Source organism: Arthrobacter sp. TJ-178 (assembly GCF_058269275.1).
This window is the reverse complement of the sequence record NZ_JBZCNK010000001.1, coordinates 127,895-151,112: the sequence shown is the minus strand read 5'-3', so window position 1 is coordinate 151,112 and position 23,218 is coordinate 127,895. Positions and strand designations below refer to the sequence as shown.

At 65.9% G+C, this 23,218-nt stretch carries 22 protein-coding genes; 11 read left to right on the top strand and 11 right to left on the bottom strand.

All coding sequences use genetic code 11. The features are described 5' to 3' along the window. The first annotated feature begins 263 nt into the window (after positions 1-263). The 5 genes from AC4D2Q_RS00700 to AC4D2Q_RS00680 all read left to right on the top strand — a co-directional run bounded on the left by AC4D2Q_RS00700 (position 264) and on the right by AC4D2Q_RS00680 (position 5,570). Positions 264-1,709, top strand: a complete 1,446-nt coding sequence (locus AC4D2Q_RS00700) for a hemolysin family protein (RefSeq protein WP_490944227.1) — start codon at positions 264-266, stop codon at positions 1,707-1,709. Continuing rightward, positions 1,706-2,776 (top strand): hemolysin family protein, encoded by a 1,071-nt coding sequence (locus AC4D2Q_RS00695; RefSeq protein ID WP_490926682.1) that lies wholly within the window; start codon positions 1,706-1,708, stop codon positions 2,774-2,776. Before AC4D2Q_RS00700 ends, AC4D2Q_RS00695 begins: the two co-directional genes overlap by 4 nt. Before the next feature lie 130 nt (positions 2,777-2,906). Next, positions 2,907-3,899 (top strand): metal ABC transporter solute-binding protein, Zn/Mn family, encoded by a 993-nt coding sequence (locus AC4D2Q_RS00690; RefSeq protein ID WP_490944224.1) that lies wholly within the window; start codon positions 2,907-2,909, stop codon positions 3,897-3,899. Further along, complete coding sequence (locus tag AC4D2Q_RS00685; RefSeq protein ID WP_490926684.1) at positions 3,896-4,711, top strand: metal ABC transporter ATP-binding protein; 816 nt, start codon at positions 3,896-3,898, stop codon at positions 4,709-4,711. The genes AC4D2Q_RS00690 and AC4D2Q_RS00685 overlap by 4 nt, the downstream gene beginning before the upstream one ends. Beyond that, a complete protein-coding gene (locus AC4D2Q_RS00680) occupies positions 4,698-5,570 on the top strand; it encodes a metal ABC transporter permease (RefSeq protein ID WP_490926685.1) in 873 nt (290 codons plus the stop codon). The genes AC4D2Q_RS00685 and AC4D2Q_RS00680 overlap by 14 nt, the downstream gene beginning before the upstream one ends. 21 nt (positions 5,571-5,591) lie before the next feature. Here AC4D2Q_RS00680 and AC4D2Q_RS00675 read toward each other — a convergent pair whose 3' ends face one another. Continuing rightward, positions 5,592-6,014 carry a Fur family transcriptional regulator gene (locus AC4D2Q_RS00675; RefSeq protein ID WP_490944222.1) on the bottom strand — a complete coding sequence of 141 codons (423 nt, stop codon included), beginning with the start codon at positions 6,012-6,014 and terminating at the stop codon, positions 5,592-5,594. A 196-nt stretch (positions 6,015-6,210) separates the two neighbouring features. Between AC4D2Q_RS00675 and AC4D2Q_RS00670 the strand changes: the two genes are divergently transcribed. The 3 genes from AC4D2Q_RS00670 to AC4D2Q_RS00660 all read left to right on the top strand — a co-directional run bounded on the left by AC4D2Q_RS00670 (position 6,211) and on the right by AC4D2Q_RS00660 (position 8,300). Continuing rightward, on the top strand, positions 6,211-6,870 hold the full coding sequence (locus tag AC4D2Q_RS00670; protein ID WP_490944219.1) for an MBL fold metallo-hydrolase: 660 nt from the start codon (positions 6,211-6,213) through the stop codon (positions 6,868-6,870). Continuing rightward, entirely contained in the window at positions 6,867-7,739 is an 873-nt protein-coding gene (locus AC4D2Q_RS00665) for a sulfurtransferase (protein WP_490944217.1), read from the top strand. Before AC4D2Q_RS00670 ends, AC4D2Q_RS00665 begins: the two co-directional genes overlap by 4 nt. Before the next feature lie 132 nt (positions 7,740-7,871). After that, positions 7,872-8,300, top strand: coding sequence for an HIT family protein (locus AC4D2Q_RS00660; protein WP_490945685.1), 429 nt, complete (start codon positions 7,872-7,874; stop codon positions 8,298-8,300). A 24-nt stretch (positions 8,301-8,324) separates the two neighbouring features. On the opposite strand, the gene AC4D2Q_RS00655 is transcribed toward AC4D2Q_RS00660, so the two are convergent. The 3 genes from AC4D2Q_RS00655 to AC4D2Q_RS00645 form a co-directional block, all read right to left on the bottom strand. Further along, complete coding sequence (locus tag AC4D2Q_RS00655) at positions 8,325-9,332, bottom strand: phosphotransferase family protein (protein WP_490944215.1); 1,008 nt, start codon at positions 9,330-9,332, stop codon at positions 8,325-8,327. Positions 9,333-9,442: 110 nt separating this feature from the next. After that, positions 9,443-13,378, bottom strand: coding sequence for an ATP-dependent RNA helicase HrpA (gene hrpA / locus AC4D2Q_RS00650; RefSeq protein ID WP_490944213.1), 3,936 nt, complete (start codon positions 13,376-13,378; stop codon positions 9,443-9,445). Positions 13,379-13,391: 13 nt separating this feature from the next. Continuing rightward, positions 13,392-14,387: a helix-turn-helix transcriptional regulator gene (locus tag AC4D2Q_RS00645; RefSeq protein WP_490944211.1), complete on the bottom strand. Its 996-nt coding sequence runs from the start codon at positions 14,385-14,387 to the stop codon at positions 13,392-13,394. A gap of 108 nt (positions 14,388-14,495) precedes the next feature. Between AC4D2Q_RS00645 and AC4D2Q_RS00640 the strand changes: the two genes are divergently transcribed. From AC4D2Q_RS00640 to AC4D2Q_RS00630, 3 genes are all read left to right on the top strand, one after another. After that, positions 14,496-15,098: a DinB family protein gene (locus AC4D2Q_RS00640; RefSeq protein WP_490944209.1), complete on the top strand. Its 603-nt coding sequence runs from the start codon at positions 14,496-14,498 to the stop codon at positions 15,096-15,098. A 129-nt stretch (positions 15,099-15,227) separates the two neighbouring features. Beyond that, on the top strand, positions 15,228-16,001 hold the full coding sequence (gene fabG, locus AC4D2Q_RS00635; protein WP_490944208.1) for a 3-oxoacyl-ACP reductase FabG: 774 nt from the start codon (positions 15,228-15,230) through the stop codon (positions 15,999-16,001). Between the two features lie 2 nt (positions 16,002-16,003). Next, complete coding sequence (locus AC4D2Q_RS00630) at positions 16,004-16,456, top strand: MaoC family dehydratase (protein WP_490944206.1); 453 nt, start codon at positions 16,004-16,006, stop codon at positions 16,454-16,456. Positions 16,457-16,556: 100 nt separating this feature from the next. Here the strand turns inward: AC4D2Q_RS00630 and AC4D2Q_RS00625 are convergent, their stop codons facing one another. From AC4D2Q_RS00625 to AC4D2Q_RS00595, 7 genes are read right to left on the bottom strand one after another with little or no spacing between them, the layout of a single operon-like run. Continuing rightward, positions 16,557-17,894, bottom strand: a complete 1,338-nt coding sequence (locus AC4D2Q_RS00625; protein WP_490944203.1) for an ABC transporter substrate-binding protein — start codon at positions 17,892-17,894, stop codon at positions 16,557-16,559. Further along, positions 17,891-19,033, bottom strand: coding sequence for a branched-chain amino acid ABC transporter permease (locus AC4D2Q_RS00620; RefSeq protein ID WP_490944201.1), 1,143 nt, complete (start codon positions 19,031-19,033; stop codon positions 17,891-17,893). Before AC4D2Q_RS00620 ends, AC4D2Q_RS00625 begins: the two co-directional genes overlap by 4 nt. Beyond that, positions 19,030-19,908, bottom strand: a complete 879-nt coding sequence (locus AC4D2Q_RS00615) for a branched-chain amino acid ABC transporter permease (RefSeq protein ID WP_490944199.1) — start codon at positions 19,906-19,908, stop codon at positions 19,030-19,032. The genes AC4D2Q_RS00620 and AC4D2Q_RS00615 overlap by 4 nt, the downstream gene beginning before the upstream one ends. 1 nt (position 19,909) lies before the next feature. Further along, positions 19,910-20,632: an ABC transporter ATP-binding protein gene (locus AC4D2Q_RS00610; protein WP_490944197.1), complete on the bottom strand. Its 723-nt coding sequence runs from the start codon at positions 20,630-20,632 to the stop codon at positions 19,910-19,912. Further along, positions 20,629-21,423 carry an ABC transporter ATP-binding protein gene (locus AC4D2Q_RS00605; protein ID WP_490944196.1) on the bottom strand — a complete coding sequence of 265 codons (795 nt, stop codon included), beginning with the start codon at positions 21,421-21,423 and terminating at the stop codon, positions 20,629-20,631. The genes AC4D2Q_RS00610 and AC4D2Q_RS00605 overlap by 4 nt, the downstream gene beginning before the upstream one ends. A gap of 58 nt (positions 21,424-21,481) precedes the next feature. Then, on the bottom strand, positions 21,482-22,456 hold the full coding sequence (locus AC4D2Q_RS00600) for an NADPH:quinone oxidoreductase family protein (RefSeq protein ID WP_490944194.1): 975 nt from the start codon (positions 22,454-22,456) through the stop codon (positions 21,482-21,484). Further along, complete coding sequence (locus AC4D2Q_RS00595) at positions 22,453-23,052, bottom strand: TetR/AcrR family transcriptional regulator (RefSeq protein WP_490944192.1); 600 nt, start codon at positions 23,050-23,052, stop codon at positions 22,453-22,455. Before AC4D2Q_RS00595 ends, AC4D2Q_RS00600 begins: the two co-directional genes overlap by 4 nt. Between the last annotated feature and the right edge of the window lie 166 nt (positions 23,053-23,218).

Below are 23,218 nucleotides of genomic sequence, written 5' to 3'. Positions count from 1 at the left end.
CGGTTTAGCTGCAGGGGTAACGGTGGCGCGCAATTGCCGAACCTGTAAACTGAAAATCTCATGGACAGTTTCTCTAGGCGCCGGCCTGCGTCCCCGTCCGCACTTGCTGCGGACCGCACGCACAGAGCCGGCCACGCCCGAACCCAGACCCACAGCACTCCCGCCGCCGCATCGGAGCCTTCCAGTCCGGCCTCTGCTGATCACCCTCCGCCTGCCAGGCGCATTGACGCCGGCGACCCCCGGACTTTGGGGGGAAGGCCCTGATGGAATGGCTTTACCTCGTCTTCGGCCTGGTGCTGATCCTTGGCACCGGTTTCTTCGTAGCCGTGGAATTCTCGCTGGTCGCCCTTGACCAACCCACGGTCCGCCGTGCCGTGGAGAACGGCGACAAAGGGGCCGAGCCCCTGCTGCGCTGCCTCACCTCACTTTCCACCCAGCTGTCCAGCTGCCAGCTGGGCATCACCGTCACCACCCTGCTGACCGGCTTTGTCATGGAGCCGTCGGTGGGCAGGCTGCTGCAAACACCGCTGGCAGGTCTCGGGCTTCCCCCGGTCGCAGTGGATTCCGTGTCCGTGGTTGCGGCGATGGTCCTCGCAACATTCTTGTCCATGCTTCTGGGTGAACTGATCCCCAAGAACATGTCCATCTCGCTGCCCTTCCGGATGGGGCGTGCCCTGGCCCGTCCGCAGCTGGCCTTCACCGTGCTGTTCAAGCCGGCCATCGTGGTTCTGAACGGTTTCTCCAACAAGGTCCTCCACCTCTTTGGCCTCGAAGCCAAGGAGGAGGTCTCCGGAGCCCGCACCCCCGCGGAGCTTTCCTCCATGGTGCGGCGTTCAGCCGAGATGGGAACCCTGGATCAGGGGACGGCGAACTTCCTTTCCCGCACGTTCTCCTTCGCGGAACGGACTGCGGCGGATGTCATGACCCCGCGCATCCGGCTCGAAACCATCGATTCCGAACAGTCCGTTGCCGATGTTATAGAGGCAGCCCGGCGCACCGGCTATTCGCGCTTCCCCGTGCTGGGTGATTCCCCGGATGACATCAGGGGCGTTGTCCACGTCAAGAAGGCCGTGGCCGTGCCGCGCAGCCGCCGGGCAGACCTGCCGGCAGGAGCCATTATGAGCGAGGTCCTGCGGGTTCCCGAGACGGTGCACCTGGACAGCCTGCTGTCGGAACTGCGGAACGCAAACCTGCAGCTCGCAGTCGTCCTGGACGAGTGGGGCGGAACCGCCGGTGTTGCCACCCTTGAGGACCTGGTGGAGGAAATCGTCGGCGAAGTCTCGGATGAACATGACAAGATCAAGCCCGGCGTGCTGCAAAGTGCCGCCGGCGCCTGGTACTTCCCGGGCATCATGCGTCCCGATGAAGTCTCCCGTCTGGTGCCCCTGCTGCACATCCCCGATGAATCCGGCTACGAAACCGTAGGCGGGTACATCATGGCCGAGCTGGGACGCATTGCCCAAACGGGCGACCGCGTGGAAACGGACGGCGGGCTGCTGGAGGTCGAGCGCATGGACGGACGGCGGATTGACCGCGTCAGTTTCATTCCTCAGGAGAACGACGACGATCCGGCGGCTGCCGATGAAAGCGCGCCGAAGGGGCGGACATCCGATGCCGCCGGGGGCGCTGCCGGGGATGCCGCATCAAAGGATGCGGCAGTGAACAACTCCGCCCTGAAGGACACCGTCGGCAGGGGGACCCAGCGATGACCGATGTTATGGGCATTTTCTGGCTGGTCCTGCTGTTGATCGGCAACGCCTTCTTTGTGGGCGGCGAGTTTGCCGTCATGTCCGCACGCCGGAGCCAGATAGAGCCGCTGGCTGATGCCGGCTCCAAACGCGCCAAAACCACCCTCTGGGCGATGGAACACGTGTCCCTGATGCTTGCCTGCGCTCAGCTGGGCATCACGGTCTGTTCCCTGTTGATCCTCTCCGTGGCAGAACCCGCCATCCACCACCTCCTGGCCGCACCGCTGGAGGCCGTGGGATTGCCGGTGGAGTTTGCCGACGGAGCAGGGTTCCTTGTGGCACTGCTGATTGTCACCTTCCTGCACGTGACCTTTGGCGAGATGGTCCCGAAGAATATTTCGGTTTCCGTTGCCGACCGGGCCGTGCTGCTCCTGGCGCCGCCCCTGGTCTTCATTTCCCGGGTGGTCCGGCCGGTCATCTTCAGCCTGAACTGGCTGGCCAACCACGCGCTGCGCGCCATGGGGATTACTCCCAAGGACGAGGTTGCCTCCGCCTTCACACTGGAGGAGATGCAGTCGATCGTGGAGGAATCCACCAAGCACGGGCTTGTGGCCGATGACTCCGGCGTTATTTCCGGAGCGCTGGAATTCTCCGGCCAGTCCGCCGGAACCGTGATGGTTCCGCTGGATGAGCTTGTCACCCTGCGCACCGACACCACGCCGGCGGAGTTCGAAAAGGCCGTGGGCCGGACCGGATTCTCGCGCTTTGTGCTGATGGATGAGCACGGGAACCTGACGGGCTACATGCATCTGAAGGACATCATGGCCATTCCCGCTGACGCCTATGACCGCCCGCTGACTGAGAATAAGGTCCGCACCCTGGCCAACCTGCGGCTGGATGACGGCATTGAAGATGCATTGGCAACGATGCAGCGCACGGGTTCCCATCTGGCCCGCGTACTTGGCCCGGACAACCAGACCCGGGGCGTACTCTTCCTGGAGGACGTCATTGAGCAGCTCGTCGGTGAAATCCGCGACGCCACCCAGGCGCAGGGCTTCCGCCGTTCGGGGGAAAGCTACTCCGAATAGGAGTCGCGCGAGTCTTAGGCTGCAGCTTAGATGCGAATGATTCGCGTTTAGGTTATGCTGAGGGGAGTTCCGTTCGCGGAGCTCCCCTCCTTCTTTTAACCCTCCTCGCGCGACAGGGATATCACCACTTATGCGACGACCGTCCGTTCGCCTGCCCGGCATACTCCTGGCCGCCGGCGCCCTCGCCCTGACCGGTTGCACCGGAAACTCCGATTCCCCCGCCGGCGGAGGCGGGGAAGGGAAGCTGGACGTTGTTGCTTCCACCAATGTGTACGGAAACATCCTGGAGACGGTGGGCGGAGACAACGTCAGCGTCACCGCCGTCATCAACAGGCCCAGCCAGGACCCGCATTCCTATGAAGCGACGGCGCGGGACAAGCTTGCCGTCTCCGAGGCCGATCTTGTGGTCCTCAACGGCGGCGGCTATGACACGTTCATGGAGCAGCTGGTTGCCGATTCGGGAATCGACAGTGCCGATGTCCTGAATGCGGTGGAGATTTCCGGGCTGGAAGAGCACAACGACGAGGCCGCGGGACACGACGACGGCGACGCCGACGCCGGTCACGAGGAAGACCACGACCACGGCGGCCACTCGCACGGTTCCTTCAACGAGCACGTTTGGTACAGCCCGGCGGCGATGGGACTGCTGGCCGAAGCCGCAGCCGAACGTCTGTCCACTCTGGATCCGGACAGCGCAGAGGGCTACCGGGACAACGCCGCCACCTTCAACAGCGGTGTCGAAGACCTCCTGGCCGAGCTGGACGCAGACAAAGCAGTGGCCGGCAACCGCGAGGTGGCTGTCACCGAACCCGTTCCGGAATACCTGTTCGAGGCTGCCGGACTGCATAACGTGACTCCTGCGGATTTCACCTCCGCCGTGGAGGAAGGCGCCGACGTTCCTCCCGCGGTGCTCAAGGAAATGCAGGATCTGCTGAGGTCCGGAGACATTGCCTTCCTTGCCTACAACACCCAAACCTCAACCTCGCAGACCGAAGCGGTCCGCGAGACCGCCGAGGATGCCGGGGTTCCCGTGCTGGACTTCTCCGAGACCCTTCCCGACGGGAAGGACTACCTGAGCTGGATGGGCGCAAACGTGGCCGCCATTGATGACGTGCTGCGATGACCGGTCCGGTGGTCCGGATCCGGGACGCAGGCCTGTCCTTCGGGTCCCGTACCCTGTGGGACGGACTGAACCTGGATATCAACGCGGGGGAGTTCCTGGCTGTGCTGGGACCCAACGGCTCCGGGAAGACCAGCTTCCTGAAAGTGCTGCTCGGCCTGCAGCAGCTCACTCAGGGCACCGTGGAGATCAACGGCGTGCCTGCCCGGCGGGGGAGCCGCGACATCGGCTACATCCCGCAGCAGAAGGCGTTCGGTCCCGGAACCCCGCTCCGCGCACGTGACCTCGTGGGCCTGGGCGTCGACGGCAACAAGTGGGGCCTGCGGCTGCACCGGGCACCCGTGCGGAAACGGGTGGATGAGCTTCTGGAACAGGTGGGTGCCACCCGGTACGCCAATGAACCGGTGGGCCTGCTCTCCGGCGGCGAACTCCAGCGGCTGCGTGCCGCACAGGCCCTGGCCACCGATCCCGATCTCCTCCTGTGCGACGAACCCCTGCTGTCCCTGGACCTGCACCACCAGCAGGCCATCAGCTCACTGATTGACCGGCGCTGCCATGAGCAGGACTCGGCCGTTGTTTTTGTCACCCATGAGATCAACCCGGTCATCGATTACGTGGACCGCGTGCTGTATCTGGCCGGGGGAACCTTCCGCACCGGAACGCCGTCGGAAGTGCTGCGGTCGGACGTGTTGTCGGAAATGTACGGAAGCCGCGTGGAAGTACTGCGCAGCCACGGACGCATTGTGGTCCTCGGGATTCCCGACGCGACCACCCATGCCCACGGCGAGAGCGAGGATGACCATGGACTTGAGTGATTTGTTTTCCGCAGTCTTTGACTTCAGCGACTACGGGCAGCTTCTCCCGCTGGTCAGCAATTCCATCTGGGCGGCAGCCATCCTCGGCCTGGTGGGCGGTCTGATCGGAACTTTTGTCCTGATGCGGGACCTGGCCTTCGCTGTGCACGGCATCGCTGAACTGTCCTTTGCCGGCGCTGCCTTCGCCCTGCTGATCGGCGCCAACGTGGTGATCGGTTCCCTGGCGGGCTCGGTCATTGCGGCGCTGCTGCTGGCCGTCATGGGGCTCAAGGCCCGGGACCGCAACTCCGTGACGGGCGTGATCATGCCGTTCGGACTTGGTCTGGGCATCCTGTTCCTGGGGCTTTACGAGGGCAGGTCGGCCAACAAATTCGGCCTGCTGACCGGGCAGATCGTCGCCGTCGACACCGTGCAGCTGAACCTGCTGGCGGGCACCGCCGTCGTCGTCATGGCCGGGCTGGTGCTGATCTGGCGCCCGCTGACCTTCGCCAGCACCGACCCCGAGCTGGCGGAAGCACGCGGCGTTCCGGTGCGCGTGCTGTCCATTGTCTTCATGATTCTGCTGGGACTCTCCGTGGCGCTGTCCATCCAGGTGGTGGGAGCCCTGCTGGTGCTGTCGCTGCTGATCACGCCGTCTGCCGCCGCCTTGCTGGTGACGTCCTCGCCGCGGTTGGTGGTGCTGCTCAGCGTGCTGTTTGCCGTGACCTCGGCGGTGGGCGGAATCCTGCTGGCGCTGGGCGGGCGAATCTCGATCAGCCCGTACATCACCACCATCTCGTTCCTGATTTACCTCATCTGCCGGCTGATCAAGCGGCTGCGGACCAAGGGGCGGGCTAGGGCTGCGGCCGTCGCCGCCTAACCGATCAGCGGCGCTGAACGCTCAGGCGCTGCATTCGGGGCAAAGCCCGAAAATCTCCACGGTATGGGCAACATCGGTGAACCCGTACTGCGCACCGAGCCCGGCGGCCCAGGCCTCAACGGCCGGTGCCTCCACCTCCACGGCCTTGCCGCAGCGGCGGCACACCAGATGATGGTGGTGGTGCTCCACTGCGCAGCGGCGGTACAGCGCCTCGCCGTCGCTGTTGCGCAGTACATCCACCTGGTTTTCCTCAGCCATGGACTGCAGGATGCGGTAGGTGGTGGCCAGCGAGACGCTGTCGCCGCGGTCATGCAGCAGGCGGTAGAGCTCCTGCGTGCTGACAAAATCGTCCAGCTCATCCAGTGTTCTGCCAACTGCAAGGCGCTGGCGTGTGACCCGCTGTTCCGGGGCCCGCTTGGCTGGCCGGGACGTCTCGGATGACATGCTCACTCCTTGGAACGGTAATGCCGGAGCCGGTTGGCAGTGTTGTTCCCGGACCCGGCTTGCAGCAACTGAATCTGTGCAGCCGGTCCGGCGCCGCCGGTGCAGTTTCCAGATTATCGCACCGGGGACGCAACGCCCCTGCCGCGGCACTGCCGGTACGGGCACGAACCCGGGTGTGCGGGGTACTGTGACCCCTATGAAACTGACCAAGTACACCCATTCATGCGTGCGCCTGGAGCGGGACGGCAACGTCCTGGTACTGGATCCCGGCTCATTCTCCGAAGTTGAAGAGGCCCTGGACGGAGCATCCGCCGTCCTGGTGACCCACGAGCATGTCGATCACCTGGACCGGACGCGCGTGCTGGCGCAGATGCAGCAGAATACCGGTCTTGAGCTCCATGCCCCGGCGGCGCTGGCGGCCTCCCTGCGCAGCGAGGCGGAGGGCGATGCTGCTGCCCGGATCCACGACGCGGAACCGGACAGCACCTTTACTGTGGCCGGTTTCGAGGTGTCCTCCTTCGGCGGCCAGCATGCCCTGATTCATCCGCTGATTCCGATGGTGGCCAACATCGGTTACCTGATCGAAGGCCGGGTCTACCACCCCGGTGATTCCTTCGTGGTTCCGCACGGGCTGCGGGCCCGGACGGTCCTGGTGCCGCTGCACGCACCCTGGTCAAAAATGAGCGAAGTGATCGACTTCGTCATCGCGACGGGAGCCGAGCATGCCTACCCCATCCACGATGCCCTGCTTAACGACACCGGACGCACGATGGTCGAAGGGCACGTGGGCCGCTTCAGTACGCTGTACGGCACGCAGTTCCGCCACCTGGACAGCGGAGAATCGGTGCAGGTATGACCGGCCCGGTGATCGATGTCCCGGGGCTGCAGGAGCTGCTGGCCTCGGATGAATCGGTGGTCCTGCTGGACGTGCGGTGGGCCCTGGGTCATACCGACGGGCACAAGCAGTACCAGCGCGGGCACATTCCCGGGGCCGTGTTCGTGGATCTGGAAAAGGACCTGGCAGCGCCGTCCGGGACCGGCTCCGCAGGACGCCACCCCTTGCCGGACCGGGAGGATTTCCAGCGCACGGCTTGCCGCTGGGGCATCAACCCCGGGGACACCGTAGTGGCCTATGACGCCGTGGGCGGAACCTCGGCCGCCCGCGCCTGGTGGCTGCTGCGCCACGCGGGAGTGGACGCTGTCTACGTGCTCGACGGCGGCGTCGTCGCCTGGCACCGGGCGGGCCTGGCTCTGGAAGGCGGGGACGTGGTGCCTGCCGAAGGCAGCATTGAGCTGGCCTGGGGCCGGATGCCGGTCCTGGAAATGTGGGATGTTCCCGGCGTTGTGGCAGCCGGAAGGCTGCTGGATGCACGGGCCAAGGAACGCTACCGCGGCGACCGCGAACCGGTTGATCCGCAGGCCGGACACATTCCCGGAGCCTTCAACGCTCCCGCCGCCGACAACCTGACGGAGGAGGGAACCTTCCGTTCCCCCGAGGAGCTGCGGGCGGCCTATGAAGCCCTGGGAGTGCACGGAGGTGCGCCGGTGGCGGTGTACTGCGGATCCGGCGTCAGCGCTGCCCATGACGTGGTGGCGCTGGAAGTTGCCGGCTACAAGGCGGCGCTTTATCCGGGATCCTGGTCGCAGTGGTCATCCACCAAAGGCTCACCGGTGGCCGTTGGCCCGCAGCCCGGGGAATGGCCCGGCACAGGGAAAAAGAGATAGCGTCTAAGGATGATTACCGGCCGTCCCGTACCCCCGCCGCTGAACCTGCGGGTGCCTGCCGATGCGCAGGTTCCCTCAGGCGCAGCCGCCGGCTCCGCGCCTGAGTCCACTTCCCCCGTCCAAGGAGCTTCCATGCCCACTTTGTTCACCAAGATCATCAACGGCGAAATCCCCGGACGCTTTGTCTGGAAGGACGACGACGTGGCGGCGTTCCTGAGCATCGGCCCGCTGAGCGACGGCCACACCCTGGTGGTGCCCCGCCTGGAGGTCGACAAATGGACTGACGCCCCCGCTGATCTGCTGCAGAAGCTGACCGCCGTTGCGCAGGCCATCGGTTCCGCGCAGATTGCCGCGTTCGGTTCCGAGCGTGCCGGGCTGAGCATTGCCGGGTTTGAAATCGATCATCTGCACCTGCACGTGTGGCCAACCAATTCGCTGCAGGACTTCGACTTCAGCCGGGCCGATTCCAACCCGGATCCCGAGCGCATGGACGCCAACGCGGAAAAGCTGCGCCAGGCGCTGCGCGATGCCGGACACGGGGAGTTTGTGCCGGAGGCTTAGCTGCTGCGTTCCGCTGCGTGCCGGTCAGGGGCGGGGCAACCCGTCCCTGCCGGCCTGCCGGCTGATTGCCCAGTCCCAAATGAGCTCAGCGGTGTAGCGGCCATGGCTGCGCAGATGCGGGCTTGCCGGGACCTCCGGTGAGGTGCCCGAGTTGATCATGTAGTTCAGCAGTGCTGCCAGCCAGGCGTCGATGTATTCCGCCGGCACGTCCCGGGTGAGCACCGAGCGCCGCAGCCAGGCATCGGCGTCGAGCCCGCCGCCGCGGGCATAGGGCAGCACCCCCACCCAGTCCGTCCACGCTGCACCGGTGCCCAGGAAGTTCCAGTCGCAAATGAGCGCCCTGCCGGAGCTGATCAGGATGTTGTCCGGCCGCAGATCTCCGTGCAGGACGGCGTCGCCGGCCAGGGCCTCCGGGCACAAGTCCAGTGAGGCCTGGAACAGGCGTGCCTGACCGGCATCCAGCTCCGGCAGGAACCAGGGGTTGGGGCCGCCGTCGATGATCGGCGCAAACTGGGAGGGAACCTGCGCCATATCCTCGGCCAGCGGGTCCCCGGCCAGCGCCGCAGGGAAGCCTGAAAGGCGCTCAGCAGCTCTAACGCAGGCGCTCTCCACTGCGGCCAGGTCGGCTTCGTTCCACGGCTGTCCCGGCATCCGGCCCTCCACCGCCGCATAGACCAGCAGCTGCCAGTCCACGCCGTCCACCACATGGTGCTCCGCGAGGTGCAGGCGGGGTACGGGCATTCCCTCGGGCAGGAGGGGGACAACCCGGGACTCGCGCTCATAGGCCGGGTAAATGATCGAATCCGACGCCGGTGCCGCCTTGGCGAAAATCTGTACGCCCGTGTCGCTGCCCAGTACGGCAGCGAAGCCGTTAGTGAACCCGCCGCCCGCGCTGCGGACCGAGACGATGCGTCCGCCGGCGTGGGCGGACAACCGCTCCCGCAGGACGTCGGGCAGCTCGGAAAAGGTGCGGCGGTTTGCGGTCCGGCGGTAATCCGGGACGGGGACGCGGTTCTGCGTTGGGTGCGGCATCGGATCAGCCTAGTTGAGCGATCCGCCGTCGCCCGGGAATTCTGCTCCGGTTTGGGAAATCCCTCCGGTTTGCCGGCGCAGGGATTTCCCAAACCGGAGGGATTCGGGGCCTAAGACGGAGCCAGGGCTGCGTTCAAGGCCGTACGGATCCGCTTTTCCGAGACAGAGCGCACCGTGCCCAGTTCCTGCGCGAAGAAGCTGATCCGCAGTTCCTCGATCATCCAGCGGACCTCCGTCAGTGCCGGCGGGGTTCCGGCGCCGGGGAGCAGGGCGGCAACGGCGTCGTCGTAGTCGTCCTCCAGAGCCTGGATCACGGCCATCTGCTGGGCATCGCGCTGCACATTGGTGGGCAGTTTCTCAAGCCGGCGCTCAATACCCGCCAGATAACGCGGCAGGTGGGTGAGCTGCGCGTACCCGGTGCGGGCCACGAACCCGGGGTAGACCAGGGAATCCAGCTGGGCGCGGATGTCGTTCAGGGCGCTGATCAGGGCCAGCGACTGGGTCCCCTTGAGCGCCTTGGTGATCCGCCGCGTGCTGGACAGGATTTTCTCCACCGTGGCGGTCACCGTGAAGACGGTGTCAATCAGCTCGGCCCGGACCTTTTCGTAGAGCTCATCGAACTCTGCCCGGGTCCAGGGCAGTGCCTCAGGCGTCAGCTTGTCCACAGCGGCCAGGGTGCAGTCCTCGATCAGGGCGGCCACCGAACCGTGCGGATTCTGGCTGAAGGTCAGCTTTTCGGTATTGCTCAGGTGCTCCAGCACGTACTTGGCCGGGCTCGGAACACGCAGCACCAGCAGCCGGATAACGCCGCCGCGCATGGCGACTGCCTGGTCCCCGGCGCTCTGGAACATCCTCAGGCCGGCGGTTTTGCCTTCGTCCACGAGGGCCGGGTACCCGGTGACCGTGTGTCCGGCCACGAGCCGCTGCACCTGCTTCTCGATGGTACCCACGCTCCACTCGGTCAGCCCGGACTGTTCGGCCATCGAGGGCCCGGAGGAAACCGCGTCCGACGACGCCGCACCGGAGCGCTGCCCCGGACCGGCGTTTGTGCCCGGGTTGGAGGACTTGCCTCCGCGCTTGCCGGCAATCTTGGGCGTCACGGTTTTGGGTGTGGCGCCGAGGGATTCGGCAATGGCGCGCCGGGTGGCAGGGGCCAGGGATTCCTGCAGCGCGGCCAGGTCCTTGCCCTCGTCCAGGACCTTGCCGGAGCCGTCCACCACGCAGAAGCTCATGCGAAGGTGTTCGGGAACAGCCTCCCAGTTCCAGGAGCCGGGCGGAATGATGTGGCCCTTGAGCCGGCGCAGGGCCAGTTCCAGGGAGGGTTCCAAGGCGTCCGAGGCTGGATCGAAGTCAGCGGCCAGGGCAGCCGCGGCCGCCCGTGCCACGTCCGGCGCCGGAATGAAGTTCTTCCGGACGGCCTTGGGCAGGGACTTGATCAGCGCCGTGATGAGCTCGGCGCGCAGCCCCGGAATCTGCCACTTGAACGGTTCGGGATCCAGCTGGTTGAGGAACAGGACCGGGACCTCCACGCTGACGCCGTCGCCGGCTCCGGCAATGCCCGGGGAGAACTCATAGGACAGGGGCAGGTCAAAGTCGCCGTAGCGGAAGCTCTTCGGGAAATCATTCTCATCCAGGCCGGCGGCGTCGTCGGTGCGCAGCGCATCGGGATCAAAGTCCAGCAGGGCCGGATTCTCATGCCGGGCACTCTTCCACCACTTGTCGAAGTGCCGTTCGGAGACCACATCCTTGCCCACTCGCTCGTCATAGAACTCGAACAGTGTCTCGTCATCCACGCGCAGGCCGCGGCGCCGGACCCGGTTTTCCAGCTCCTCCACCTCGGCGAGCAGCGCCTGGTTGCGGTGGAAGAACTTGTGGTGCGTGCGCCAGTCACCTTCCACCAGGGCGTGGCGGATGAACATTTCCCGGGAGAGCTCGGGATCAACCCGGCCGTAGTTGATGCTGCGCTGCGGGATGACCGGGACGCCGTAGAGGGTGACCTTCTCATACGCCATCACCGAGCCGCGGCTCTTGGACCAGTGCGGTTCGCTGTAGGAACGCTTGATCAGGTGCGGGGCCACTTCCTCGACCCACAGCGGATCGAACTTGGCGGCCACCCGGGCCCACAGCCGGGACGTTTCCACCAGCTCCGCGGCCATCACCCAGTCCGGTGACTTCTTGAACAGGGCGGAGCCGGGGAAGACCGCAAAGCGGGTGCCGCGGGCGCCCGAATACTCCCGCTTGCGCTGGTCATAGAGGCCAATATGGCTGAGCAGGCCCGCGAGCAGGCTCATATGGATCTCTTTGTCGTGGGCCACCGGGTCCACGGGACCGGGGGAGAGCGTAATGCCCAGCGGCTTGGCGATCTGGCGAAGCTGCGCAAACAGGTCCTGCCACTCCCGGATGCGCAGATAGTTCAGGAACTCGTTCTTGCACAGGCGGCGGAAGGCCGACGACGAGAGTTCCTTCTGCTTGTCCTGCAGGTAGCGCCACAGATTCAGATACCCGGTGAAGTCCGAGTTCTCATCCACGAATCGCTTGTGCAGTTCGGCTGCCTTCTGGGCGCGTGCGGCGTCGTCCTTCGAGGGGCGTTCACGCGGATCCTGGATGGTCAGCGCTGCGGTGAGCACCATGACTTCCTTGGCGCAGCCCCGGGCTCCGGCTTCCACGATCATCCGGCCCAGCCGGGGGTCAACCGGCAGCTGGGAAAGCTTGCGGCCCACGGGGGTGATGCCGCCGGCTGGCTGCAGGGCGCCAAGTTCCTTCAGCAGGGTGGCGCCGTCGTTGATGGCCTTGGAATCCGGGGGCTGGACAAACGGGAAGTCCGCCACGTCCTTGGGTCCCTTGGCCACACCCATGGCGGACATCTGCAGGATGACGGCGGCAAGATTGGTGCGCAGGATCTCGGGGTCCGTGAACTCAGGACGGGCCTCAAAGTCCTCCTGCGAGTACAGGCGGATGGCGATGCCGTCCGAGACACGGCCGCAGCGGCCCGAGCGCTGGTTGGCGGAGGCCTGGGAGATGCGCTCGATGGGCAGGCGCTGGACTTTGGTGCGGTGCGAGTACCGGGAGATGCGCGCGGTGCCGGTGTCGATGACGTATTTGATGCCCGGCACGGTCAGCGAGGTCTCGGCAACGTTGGTGGCCAGGATAATCCGCCGGTGCTTGCCGGGGTGGAAGACCTTGTGCTGGTCCGCCAGGGAGAGCCGGGCGTACAGCGGCAGGATCTCCGTGTTGGCCAGGCGGGGCACGCGCTGCACGGAGGAGCGCAGGGCGTCGGCGGCGTCGCGGATTTCGCGCTCGCCGGAGAAGAAGATCAGGATGTCTCCGGGAGCTTCGCGGGAGAGTTCCTCGACGGCGTCGCAGACTGCGTCCACCGGGTCGCGGTCTTCTTCCAGCTCATCGTCAATCTCTTCGTCGTCCGATCCGCCGTCGGCAGGCTGGTTCAGCGGACGGTAGCGGATTTCCACCGGGAACGTCCGCCCGGAAACTTCGATGATGGGTGCCGGCTTGCCGCCGGCGGCGAAATGCTTGGCGAAGCGTTCCGGATCAATCGTGGCCGAGGTGATGATGACCTTCAGGTCCGGCCGTTCCGGCAGCAGCCTGCGCAGGTAGCCCAGGATGAAGTCGATGTTCAGGCTGCGCTCATGGGCTTCATCAATGATGATGGTGCTGTATTTCTTCAGCTTGCGGTCGTGCTGGATTTCGGCCAGCAGGATGCCGTCGGTCATCAGCTTGACCTTGGTCTGCCGGCTGGTCTCGCCGGTGAAACGCACCTGGTAGCCCACCTCTGCGCCGAGCTCGACGTCGAGCTCCTCCGCGATGCGCTCGGCCACCGTGCGTGCGGCCAGCCGCCGCGGCTGGGTGTGTCCGATCAGACCTTTCTCCGCCAGCCCGAGTTCCAGGCACATCTTGGGGATCTGGGTGGTCTTGCCGGAACCGGTTTCGCCAGCGATGATCGTCACCTGGTTGGCGGCAATTGCCGCCATGATGTCTTCGCGGCGCTCCGAAACGGGCAGCTGGGCGGGGTACGAAATAGTCAGTGCCATGATTGCTTCCAGTCTAATGGCTGGATTCTTCGGCTTTTCCGTATTCCGCCGAGGGCCGGGCCTCGGCGGCCCGCTGGAGCAGAGCTGCCGCGGCCCTCGCCCGGTCCCGCATTTCTGCAGGGGCCAGGATCTCGAATTCAATGTTCAGGCCGGCCAGGCGCATCAGCGGCAGATCCAGGGAATCCCAGCCCCCGCGCAGGATGGTGTGCTCCGGGCCGTCGGCTTCCAGGGCGGCTGCCTCCGGCGGTATCCGGTCCCGCAGCTCAGCCAGGGGAGCGGCCAGCCGCAGGACGACGTCGTACCGGTAGGGAAAGCGCGTAATGGAGTCCTGGACGTAGGCAGCCATGTCCTTGGCGGGCAGGGGGCGGGGGAAGAAGCGCTCACGGATGGAGGGGATGCTCTGGCAGCGGTCCATCCGAAAGGTCCGCCAGTCCTGGCGCTCCAGGTCCCAGGCCGCGAGGTACCAGCGCCGGCCGGTGCTGACGAGCTTATACGGCTCCACCAGGCGCCGTCCCTGTGCTGCTCCCGCCGCGGTGTACCGGAATGCGACCACCCGCTTCTCGGCAATGGCGCCGGACAGCGCGGTCAGGGTCTGCGGATCCACAGTGGCACTGCCGCCCAGAACGCTGACGGACTGGCGCAGGGCGGAAAACTTGGGACGCAGGCGCCCCGGCAGCACCTGCTCGAGTTTGGCCAGGGCACGAACCGATGCCTCGCCGATTCCGGACACCGGTCCGGTGGCGACGGCGGTCAGCCCGAGCGCGACGGCGAGCGCTTCGTCGTCGTCCAGCAGCAGGGGCGGAAGCTGGGCGCCGGATCCCAGCTGATAACCCCCGGCGATGCCCGGGGACGCCGAGATGGGATAGCCCAGGCTGCGCAGCTTGCTGATGTCGCGCCGCACCGTGCGTTCGGTGACGGTCATGCGGTCCGCCAGCGCAGCTCCGGTCCATTCGCGTCTCATCTGCAGCAGCGACAGCAGGTGCAGCAGTCTCGCGGACGTTTCCAACATGATCCCAAAGTACTCCCGTATGCGGACACAAGCTGTCCGCAACAGTTTTTAGGGTGAGAAGCGGATAAAGGTCCGAAAGGCCCACAACAACCAAGGACGGCGGAATTCATGGAACGCGAGCAGGACAAATCCACTGGAGTCGGGGCGGGGCCGCTGGACATTCCGCGGCTGCTGACGGATCAGATGCAGTGGCACTGGGAAAACCAGGCCCGGCCGCGGCTGCAGGGACTGACCGATGACGAATACTTCTGGGAACCCGTGCCGGAGGCCTGGAACGTGCGGCCGCGGGGAACAGGAACCGCCGGGATGCAGGGCGGGAGCGGGAATTTCACCATCGACTTTGAGTATCCGGAGCCGGTGCCGGCACCGGTGACCACCATTGCCTGGCGGATCGGGCACATCCTGGTGGGTGTGCTGGGTACCCGCAACGCCTCTCATTTCGGCGGGCCGCCGGTCAGCTATGAGAGCTTTGACTATCCCGGTACGGCGGCCAAAGCCCTGGATCTGCTGGATGAGTATTACGCGACCTGGATCGGATCGGTTTCAACGCTGGATGAAGCTGCGCTCGCCGCTCCGGCGGGCGAAGCGGAGGGAGCCCGGGCGCAGGCGCCGATGGCGGAACTGGTTCTGCACATCCACCGCGAGATGATCCACCACCTTGCCGAGGTGGCGCTGCTGCGGGATCTCCATGCGCACCGCGGGCCGGCCTAGCCGTTACTGAAGGCGCCGCGGCACGAGGCTTGGAGCAGGGTGGAGAAGAAGTGAATGCGTTGCGTCCGTACCGCCCGGTCGGTACGCTCAGCTCACCATATGACGCAGCACACTTTCCGAGGGAGAAACATGACAGAGTCCCAGGCGCCTGCTGAACAGCGCACCGCCGTCGTCACCGGTGCCGGACGCGGCATCGGTGCGGCCATTGCCGCGCGGCTCGCCGCCGACGGCCACCGCGTTGGAGTCATCGACCTGCGGGAAGAGGATACAGCGGCCACGGTGGACGCCATCAATAACTCCGGCGGCAAGGCCGTGGGCGTGGGCGCGGATGTGTCGGATGCCGGCGCCGTGGAATCAGCAGTGTCCCGGATCGCGGACGAACTCGGCGCGCCCACCATCCTGGTCAACAACGCGGGCATTCTGCGCGACAACCTGCTGTTCAAGATGACGGATACCGACTGGGACGCCGTCATGGGTGTCCACCTGCGCGGAGCCTTCCTGATGAGCCGGGCAGTCCAGGCGCACCAGGTGCGTCAGAAATGGGGGCGCATCGTGAACCTCTCCAGCACGTCGGCGCTGGGCAACCGCGGCCAGGCCAACTACGCCGCGGCCAAAGCCGGGCTGCAGGGCTTCACCAAGACCCTTGCCATCGAGCTGGGCCGGTACAACGTGACCGTCAACGCCATTGCGCCGGGCTTTATCGAAACCGACATGACCCGGGCAACGGCGGAACGGGTCGGAGTGCCGTTCGAGGACTTTGTTCAGCACGCCGTGGCGGAAATCCCGGTGGGCCGGGCCGGAAAGCCGGCGGACATCGCCGCGGCGGCGTCCTTCTTCATCAGGGAGGAAGCCTCTTTTATTTCCGGACAGGTGTTGTACGTAGCCGGCGGACCGAGGGCCTAGCCATGGCGCACTTTACTTCGGTGCAGGAGCTGGAAGCAGCCGTGGGCCAGCGGGAAACCAGCGGATGGATCACGATCGACCAGGACCGGATTCGCCGGTTTGCCGATGCCACCGATGACCAGCAGTGGATCCACACTGATCCCGAACGGGCCGCTGCAGGGCCGTTCGGCGCTCCCATTGCGCACGGTTTCCTGGTGCTCTCGCTGCTGCCGGCGCTGGCCTCGGACCGGGTAAGTCTGGACGGAACCGTCATGGGCATCAACTACGGACTGGACCGCGTGCGGTTTCCCCATCCGGTGCCCGTGAACAGCCGGGTCCGGCTGGTCTCCGAGCTGGCCAAGGTCGAAACCACGGCCCAGGGCATCCGCGTGGTCACCGGCGTCACGATCGAACTGGAAGGGGCCCAAAAGCCTGCCGTGGTTGCCGACTGGATCACCCTGTACGTGCTGGCCTAGCAGCACATAGGCCAAAGTGAAGGGCCCGCCGCCGGCGGGCCCTTCACTTGTTTCTGCGGCCGCTGTTTCTGCAGCGTCCTGCCGGGAGGGGCTGCCTCTCCTACTGGGGGATGCCGTTTTCCGGCATCGCGGGACGCTCTTCGGTGTAGGCGCTGACCGAGTCTCCGTCAACGGCATACGGTGTCCCGGTGTAGGACTGCACCCCGCCGGAGATCAGGGTGATCATGCCTCCGGTGTAGCCGGCATGGCTGCCGTCGCTGAAGCCCAGCGGCACATGGCCGTTTCCCTTTACGTTGCCTGACTCGAGAGCCTCCAGCAGCGACTCTCGCGTGGGGTCCTCTCCGGCCTCTTTCAGCGCCTCGACGAAGAGATAGCCAAGGGACATGCCGAAAATGGTGTTTCCGTCGAAGTCAGCACCCGGGTTGTATTCCTCATTGATCTCCTTAAATTTCGCCGTCCACTCGTCATCGTCGTCGGAGTAGGACGGAAGGTAATTGGCGCTGATGAAGCCTTCCAGCAGCTTGTCGGTGTTCTCGCCGAGGTAGCTGGCCAAAGTGTTGTAGTCCCCGCCGGCGGAGGACGCCGCCCACTTCGGGAAGTAACCCAGCTTCGCTGCGGTTCCGATTGCCTGGGCGCTGAAACCGTTGATCGAGGCCAGGAAGTTCACGTCGCAGCCGGCCGCCTGCAGGGCGCTGATCTGTGCGGCAACATCCGTGTTCGCGGTGGAATAGACCTGCGCGCTGGCCAGCCCTCCGCTGTCCAGCGCCGACTCGAGCCCGGTCTTGAAATCTGCGCCGAAGTCGTCGTCCTGGCCGAACAGGCAGTAGGTCCCGTCCGGGAACTCCTCCTGCACATACGTGGCAAGGACTTTAGCCTCGGTGTCGTAGTCCTGCATGAAACCGTACGTGTAGGGATACTCCTCGGGCTGGTTCCAGGTGGGGCTGCCGGAGGCAACAAAGAGGTCCGGAACCTCGTTGTCGTTCAGGAAGTCCAGCACGGAGCTGTGCGGCGGTGTGCCGAGACCGCCGAGAATGGCGAACACTTCGTCTTGGAGCACCAGCTCACGCACCACGCTCTGGGTGTTCGCGGGGTTGTAGCCATCGTCCTCGACCGTGTACTCAATGGTGCGGCCGTGGACGCCGCCGTTCGCGTTGACATGGTCGAAGTAGGCCTTGGTCGCCGGGGAAATGGAGGCATATCCGGCCGCGGCAGGGCCGGTTAGCGGTTGGTGGGTGCCCACCTTGACGGTGCTGTCGGTGATGCCGGGAACGTCTTCAGCTGCGGCCGGGGTGCCCTCTCCGGAGGATCCGCACGCTGTGAGGGTGAGGGCTGCCGCCGTTACTGCCGCTGCGAGGGCGTTGCGCTTGGATCGGCCAGAGGCGGTGCGCCCGGAAGCACGGGTGCTGCGGACAGGGCCGGGGTGCTGGGAAATAATCATCGTTGACCTTTCGTGGTGGACAGTGTTTCTGATGGTGGAGTCTTTGCTGACGTGCGGGCAGCCTGAAGTGTGCTGCCGGCAGCGTCGGATGAGGTTTCGGAAGGGATGGTGGGGGAGAACCGGCTCTGGATCCTGCGGCCTGCTGTCGAGAGCAGTCCCTGGATCCCGCGCGGGGCGAGCAGGATGACGAGCACCAGGATGGTCCCGAACACCGCTATGGCGAGGTTGCCGTCCAACCGGGAAGCGACGTCGGGGGACACCGGCAGATCGGCGGTGAATGAATTGACCGTGTAGGGCAGGAACACCATGATCAGGGCTCCCCAGACGGCGCCGGTGAGCGATCCAATACCGCCGATGACCGCTGCCATCAGCAGATAGAGGGACAGGACCAGCGAGTAGGCACCCGGGCTGGCGCTTTGGGTGACGTAGGCGAGCAGGCCGCCGCCCAAGCCTGCGGCGGCTGCACTGACGGTGAAGGAGACAATTTTCGTCCGAGCCGCATTGACTCCGGAAAGCGAGGCTGCGGCGTCGTTGTCACGCACGGCCCGCAGCTGGCGTCCGAACCGTCCGCGCAGCAGGTTGTTCAGCACCGCCATGACGGCGACTGCGCAGATGATGGCCAGCCACGCCTGCCACTGCTCGTTGCTCACCACGCCGCGCAGCGCGGCGGGACGCTTCTCCACGGTGATCCACAGGCCCTGGTCTCCGCCCAGGACGTTCGAGAAGGTGCTGGTCACGGCCGGGATGGCCACCACCAGGGCGAGCGTGAAGCCGGCGAGATAGGGTCCGTGCAGGCGCCCGGCGGCGCAACCGATGATGACTCCGAGGACGCCTGCTCCCAGGACTGCCGCCACGAGCGGCGCCAGCAGCAGGAGCGGGCCTTCCACTGAGGCTTCGGCCAGGGCGTTGGCGCTGAGTGCATAGCTGTAGGCGCCGGCGGCCATGAGTGCGGCCTGCCCGAGGGAGAGCTGTCCGCCGGCGCCGGTGAGCAGGGTCAGACCGACGACGGCGCACAGGTAGGCGCAGGCCGTGGCCAGCTGATAGGAGGTGAAGGGTTCCACGGCGAAGGTCAGTCCGATCAGTGCCGCTGCCGCGGCAGCAGCGAGCAGGAGGGAAACCAGGGGTTTCATCGGTTTCATGCCGTGCGCTCCTTCGTCATGGAGAACAGTCCCGCCGGGCGGAGCAGCAGCACCGCCAGCAGGAGGACCAATACCGCGATGGGAGCCAGGGTGGCGCCCAGATATCCGCTGACCCAGCTGAGCACCACGCCCACCGCCAACCCGCCGGCAACGGCTCCGCCGGCGGAGTCCAGTCCGCCCACCACGGCAACGGTGAACGCGTAGACAAAGACGGTGTCCACGGCGTGCGGGTTCAGGCCCAGCTCGGTGGGAATGATCAGCAGCGCTGCCAGGGCGCCGACGGCGGAGGACAGTGCCCAGCCAAGCGTCAGCATGCGGGAGGACCTCACACCCAGCAGGCGGGCCAGGTCCGGCGCGAAGGCTGAGGCCCGCAGCCTCAGCCCCAGGGATGTCCTGGTGAAGAGCAGGGCCAGTCCAATCACGATCAGTCCGACACAGGCAAAGATGAACAGGTCGTAGGGGGAGATGGCGCTGACGCCGCCGATGGAAATCGGGGTGGTGCTGAACGGCGTGTCCATGGCCTGATATCCGTTGCCGAAAACCATGCCCAGGACGGCCTGGATAACCAGCAGCAGTCCCAGCCCCGCAATGACGGAGTTCAGCGGGCTGGTGTTTCCCACGAAGCGCATCACGGTCCGTTCCACCAGGGCACCGAGCACCAGGCCGGCGACGACGGCGGATGCCAGTCCCAGCCAGTAGCTTCCGGTGGCGCTGGTGACGGTGAAGGCGATGTAGGTGGTGGCCACGGCCATCGCGCCCTGCGCAAAATTGACGATGCGCGCGGCACGCCAAATGATGACGAGCGAGAGGGCGAAGGCGGCGAGTACGGCGCCGCGGGCCAGTCCGTCGACGGTGAGGAAGAGAAATCTGTCCATGTCAGAACCCCAGGTAGGTGTGGCGCAGATCGGTGTCCGCGGCCAGGTCGGCGGCGGGACGGGCGGCGACGACGGCGCCCAGATTAAGGACCACGCCGTCGTCCGCCACGGAAAGGGCGCTGCGGACGTTCTGCTCGATCAGCAGGACGGTGAGGCCGGTGTCGTCGCAGAGGCTGCGCAGCAGGCCCAGGATCTGGGCGGTGATGCGGGGGGCCAGTCCCAGGGACGGTTCATCGAGCAGCAGCAGCCGCGGTTCGGCCATCAGGGCGCGCCCCAGGGCGAGCATCTGGCGTTCGCCGCCGGAGAGCTGGTGTCCCGGGGCTTTGCGGCGCCGGTCCAGCGGTTCAAACAATTCATACATGCGTGCCAGCAGGGCTGCGGCGGAGGCGCGGTCGCGGCGCCACAAACCGCCCAGACGCAGGTTCTCCTCCACTGTCAGGTCGGTGATGACTCCGCGCCCCTCCGGCACCAGGGCGATGCCGCGCCGCACCATGTCCTCCACTTTGGTGGCCGCCAAATCGATGCCGTCGAAGCGGATGCTGCCGGCGGCCGGCTTCAGCTGGCCGATGACGGTGCGGAGCAGAGTGGTCTTGCCTGCCCCGTTGGCGCCGACGACGGCGGTGATGCTGCCGGCTGCCACAGTAAGGCTGACGCTGTGCAGGACCGGGACCGGGACCGGGCCGTAGCCGGCGCTGACCGATTCCAGGACCAGCAGCCCGCTCATGCCGGCTCAACTCCCAGATAGGCGTCGGTGACGGCTTGATTCGCGCCGATCTCCGCCGGGCTGCCCTCGGCGATCAGCTTGCCGAAGTCCAGGACCGCGATGCGCTCGCAGACGTTCATGACCAGGTCAACATGGTGTTCCACCAGGACCACGGAGCACCCGGTCGACGGAACGGAACGGATGATCCCCGCCAGCTCGTCGATGTCCTCATGGGCGAGCCCGCCGGCGGGTTCATCCAGCAGCAGGAGCCGGGGAGAGCCGGCGAGGGCACGGGCCAGAGCCACCTTTTTTCGGATCCCGTACGGAAGGGTGTCCGGCAGCGCGGCGGCGAAGGAAACGATGCCGAGGTCATCCAGCGACTGGAGCCCGCGCTCGCGCAGCTTGGCCTCACCGCGCAGGGAGCGTGGGAGAGCCAGGGCGTCCTCCAGCGGGTTGTGCCGGGCTAAGCTCTCCAGTCCGAGCATCACATTTTCCAGCACAGTCAGGCCGGGAAACAGGCCCAGTCCCTGCAGGGTCCGGGCTACGCCCCGGCGCGTGAGCCGGTGACGCCGCGGCCGGAACGGCTCGCCGTCGAGCTCCAGGGACCCGGACGCCGGAGTGGTAAAACCGCAGATCACATTGAACAACGTGGTTTTGCCGGCACCGTTGGGTCCGATAATGCCGACGACGGCTCCTGGCGGAACGGTGAAGGACACCGAGTCCAGGGCCGTGAGTCCGCCGAACCGCACGCTCACGTCGCTGAAGCGCAGGCGAGGCATCAAAACCGACTGGTCGGTATGTAAAACTTCCATGAGTACTCCGTTGTCTCGGTGAAGGTTGCTGCGTGCGGGGAGGCGGTAACGCGGGGAGTTAGAGGGTCAGCACCACCCGCCCTGCGGTCCGGCCGTCGCCCAGGCGCTGGATAGCGTCAGGTGCGTCGCTGAACGGGACGGTTTCGGTGACCACCGGGCGGATCAGCCCCTTGCCGGCCAGGAGGGTGAGCTGTTCATGGACTTCGGCAACCAGCTCCGGAGCCTTCTTGGTGTAGAGCGCCCAGTGCAGTCCGAGGAGCGAATAATTCTTGACCAGGGCGTGGTTCATGCGGGCGGTCTGCAGGGTGCCGCCGGCAAACCCGACGACGACAATCCGCCCCTCAAAGGCGATGCAGCGGGTGGAGCGTTCAAAGGTTTCACCGCCCACCGGGTCGTAGACGACGTCGGCGCCGCGTCCGCCGGTGGCTTCCTTGACCACCTCGACGAAGTCTTCGGTGGTCCGGTTGACCACGATGTCCGCTCCGGCCTTCTCTGCGACCTGGCGTTTGGCTTCATTGCCCACCACTCCGATCACGGTGGCTCCGGCGGCCTTACCCAGCTGCACGGCAGCCGTGCCCACACCACCTGCTGCCGCGTGGACCAGCAGCGTTTCACCGGGGGCGATCCGTGCCCGCCGGTGCAGCCCGAAGTATCCGGTCTGGTACCCGATGCACAGCGCGGCGGCCTCGGCGTCGGACAGCGGCTCCGGGGCCGGAAAAGCTGAAGCGGCGGGAACCACCACCTCTTCGGCCATGACGCCCAGATGGGTGGCACTGACGCGATCCCCGATGCGGAAGCCCGTGACGCCGTCACCGATTCCCGTGACGGTGCCGCACAGTTCAATGCCGGGAACGAAGGGCAGCTCCGGCTTCTCCTGGTATTCCCCGCGGCACAGCAGCACATCGGGGAAGTTCAGGGCCACGGCGCGGGTCTTCAGTACCAGGGAGCCGGGCACGGGCACGGGGGAGGGCTGCTCGGTGAGCTGCAGCGCTTCCCGCGGCTCGGCAAGGGTGACGACGTTCCAGGCTTTCATTGTGCTGCTCCTTCAGGTGCTGCGGGCCGCAGTCCGGCGAGGTAGAGGTCGGTTAAATGTTTGGCGACCTGCTGTTTGGTCAGGGCTCCGTGCGGCTGGTACCAGTACGAGAGGTAGTGCGGGTTGGCGAAGAAGTTGGCTACGAGGACGGCGGTGGGGATGTCGCTGCGGAAAATGCCCTCGGCCCGGCCGCGGGTGATCAGTGCTGCAAACACCTCGTTGTACCGGCGGCGGCGGGCCTTCACCTCTTCCATCCGGTCGGGGCTGAGCATGTGCTGGGACCGGAAGAAAACGGCACCTTCACGGATCCACTCGATGGAAGTGATGATGACGTCCTCGCAGACTGTCCGGACGGTCTCTTCCAGCGGAAGGTCCCGGCCGGCGATCTCTTCGAGGTTGCGCTGCTGCAGGGTGAGGAGGCGGTCATAAATATCGAAGAGGAGATCATCCTTCGAATTGAAGTAATGGTAGAGCGCACCCTTGGTGACCCCCGCGGCGTCGACAATCTGCTGCACGCTGGTGTTGGCATAGCCTTGGGCGGCAAAGAGGTCCACGGAAACGCGGGCCAGTTCCTCTTTGATGTTCATGGTTTTCATGCGTCGGTGTTCCGTGTTTCTCATAGTGTCGGAGTCTTCGGAGGTACCCGTCCGGAAGGCTCCGGAGAGGAACCGACCGGTTGGTATGCGGCTCACCATACCGCTGACCGGCCCGCTCCGCGCAAGAGGTTCGGCGGAAAACCGCAAACAGCAGTATCCGGGAGGG

Excerpts from the sequence above, each read along its gene's own strand:
- AC4D2Q_RS00610 (WP_490944197.1), bottom strand. The coding sequence starts at position 20,632 with ATGAGCGGGCTGCTGGTCCTGGAATCGGTCAGCGCCGGCTACGGCCCG.
- AC4D2Q_RS00615 (WP_490944199.1), bottom strand. The coding sequence starts at position 19,908 with ATGGACAGATTTCTCTTCCTCACCGTCGACGGACTGGCCCGCGGCGCC.
- AC4D2Q_RS00645 (WP_490944211.1), bottom strand. The coding sequence starts at position 14,387 with ATGTTGGAAACGTCCGCGAGACTGCTGCACCTGCTGTCGCTGCTGCAG.
- AC4D2Q_RS00600 (WP_490944194.1), bottom strand. The coding sequence starts at position 22,456 with ATGAAAGCCTGGAACGTCGTCACCCTTGCCGAGCCGCGGGAAGCGCTG.
- AC4D2Q_RS00595 (WP_490944192.1), bottom strand. The coding sequence starts at position 23,052 with ATGAAAACCATGAACATCAAAGAGGAACTGGCCCGCGTTTCCGTGGAC.
- AC4D2Q_RS00675 (WP_490944222.1), bottom strand. The coding sequence starts at position 6,014 with ATGTCATCCGAGACGTCCCGGCCAGCCAAGCGGGCCCCGGAACAGCGG.
- AC4D2Q_RS00655 (WP_490944215.1), bottom strand. The coding sequence starts at position 9,332 with ATGCCGCACCCAACGCAGAACCGCGTCCCCGTCCCGGATTACCGCCGG.
- AC4D2Q_RS00700 (WP_490944227.1), top strand. The coding sequence starts at position 264 with ATGGAATGGCTTTACCTCGTCTTCGGCCTGGTGCTGATCCTTGGCACC.
- AC4D2Q_RS00630 (WP_490944206.1), top strand. The coding sequence starts at position 16,004 with ATGGCGCACTTTACTTCGGTGCAGGAGCTGGAAGCAGCCGTGGGCCAG.
- AC4D2Q_RS00665 (WP_490944217.1), top strand. The coding sequence starts at position 6,867 with ATGACCGGCCCGGTGATCGATGTCCCGGGGCTGCAGGAGCTGCTGGCC.
- AC4D2Q_RS00605 (WP_490944196.1), bottom strand. The coding sequence starts at position 21,423 with ATGGAAGTTTTACATACCGACCAGTCGGTTTTGATGCCTCGCCTGCGC.
- AC4D2Q_RS00690 (WP_490944224.1), top strand. The coding sequence starts at position 2,907 with ATGCGACGACCGTCCGTTCGCCTGCCCGGCATACTCCTGGCCGCCGGC.
- AC4D2Q_RS00625 (WP_490944203.1), bottom strand. The coding sequence starts at position 17,894 with ATGATTATTTCCCAGCACCCCGGCCCTGTCCGCAGCACCCGTGCTTCC.
- AC4D2Q_RS00670 (WP_490944219.1), top strand. The coding sequence starts at position 6,211 with ATGAAACTGACCAAGTACACCCATTCATGCGTGCGCCTGGAGCGGGAC.
- fabG (WP_490944208.1), top strand. The coding sequence starts at position 15,228 with ATGACAGAGTCCCAGGCGCCTGCTGAACAGCGCACCGCCGTCGTCACC.
- AC4D2Q_RS00685 (WP_490926684.1), top strand. The coding sequence starts at position 3,896 with ATGACCGGTCCGGTGGTCCGGATCCGGGACGCAGGCCTGTCCTTCGGG.
- AC4D2Q_RS00620 (WP_490944201.1), bottom strand. The coding sequence starts at position 19,033 with ATGAAACCGATGAAACCCCTGGTTTCCCTCCTGCTCGCTGCTGCCGCG.
- AC4D2Q_RS00640 (WP_490944209.1), top strand. The coding sequence starts at position 14,496 with ATGGAACGCGAGCAGGACAAATCCACTGGAGTCGGGGCGGGGCCGCTG.
- AC4D2Q_RS00680 (WP_490926685.1), top strand. The coding sequence starts at position 4,698 with ATGGACTTGAGTGATTTGTTTTCCGCAGTCTTTGACTTCAGCGACTAC.
- AC4D2Q_RS00660 (WP_490945685.1), top strand. The coding sequence starts at position 7,872 with ATGCCCACTTTGTTCACCAAGATCATCAACGGCGAAATCCCCGGACGC.
- hrpA (WP_490944213.1), bottom strand. The coding sequence starts at position 13,378 with ATGGCACTGACTATTTCGTACCCCGCCCAGCTGCCCGTTTCGGAGCGC.
- AC4D2Q_RS00695 (WP_490926682.1), top strand. The coding sequence starts at position 1,706 with ATGACCGATGTTATGGGCATTTTCTGGCTGGTCCTGCTGTTGATCGGC.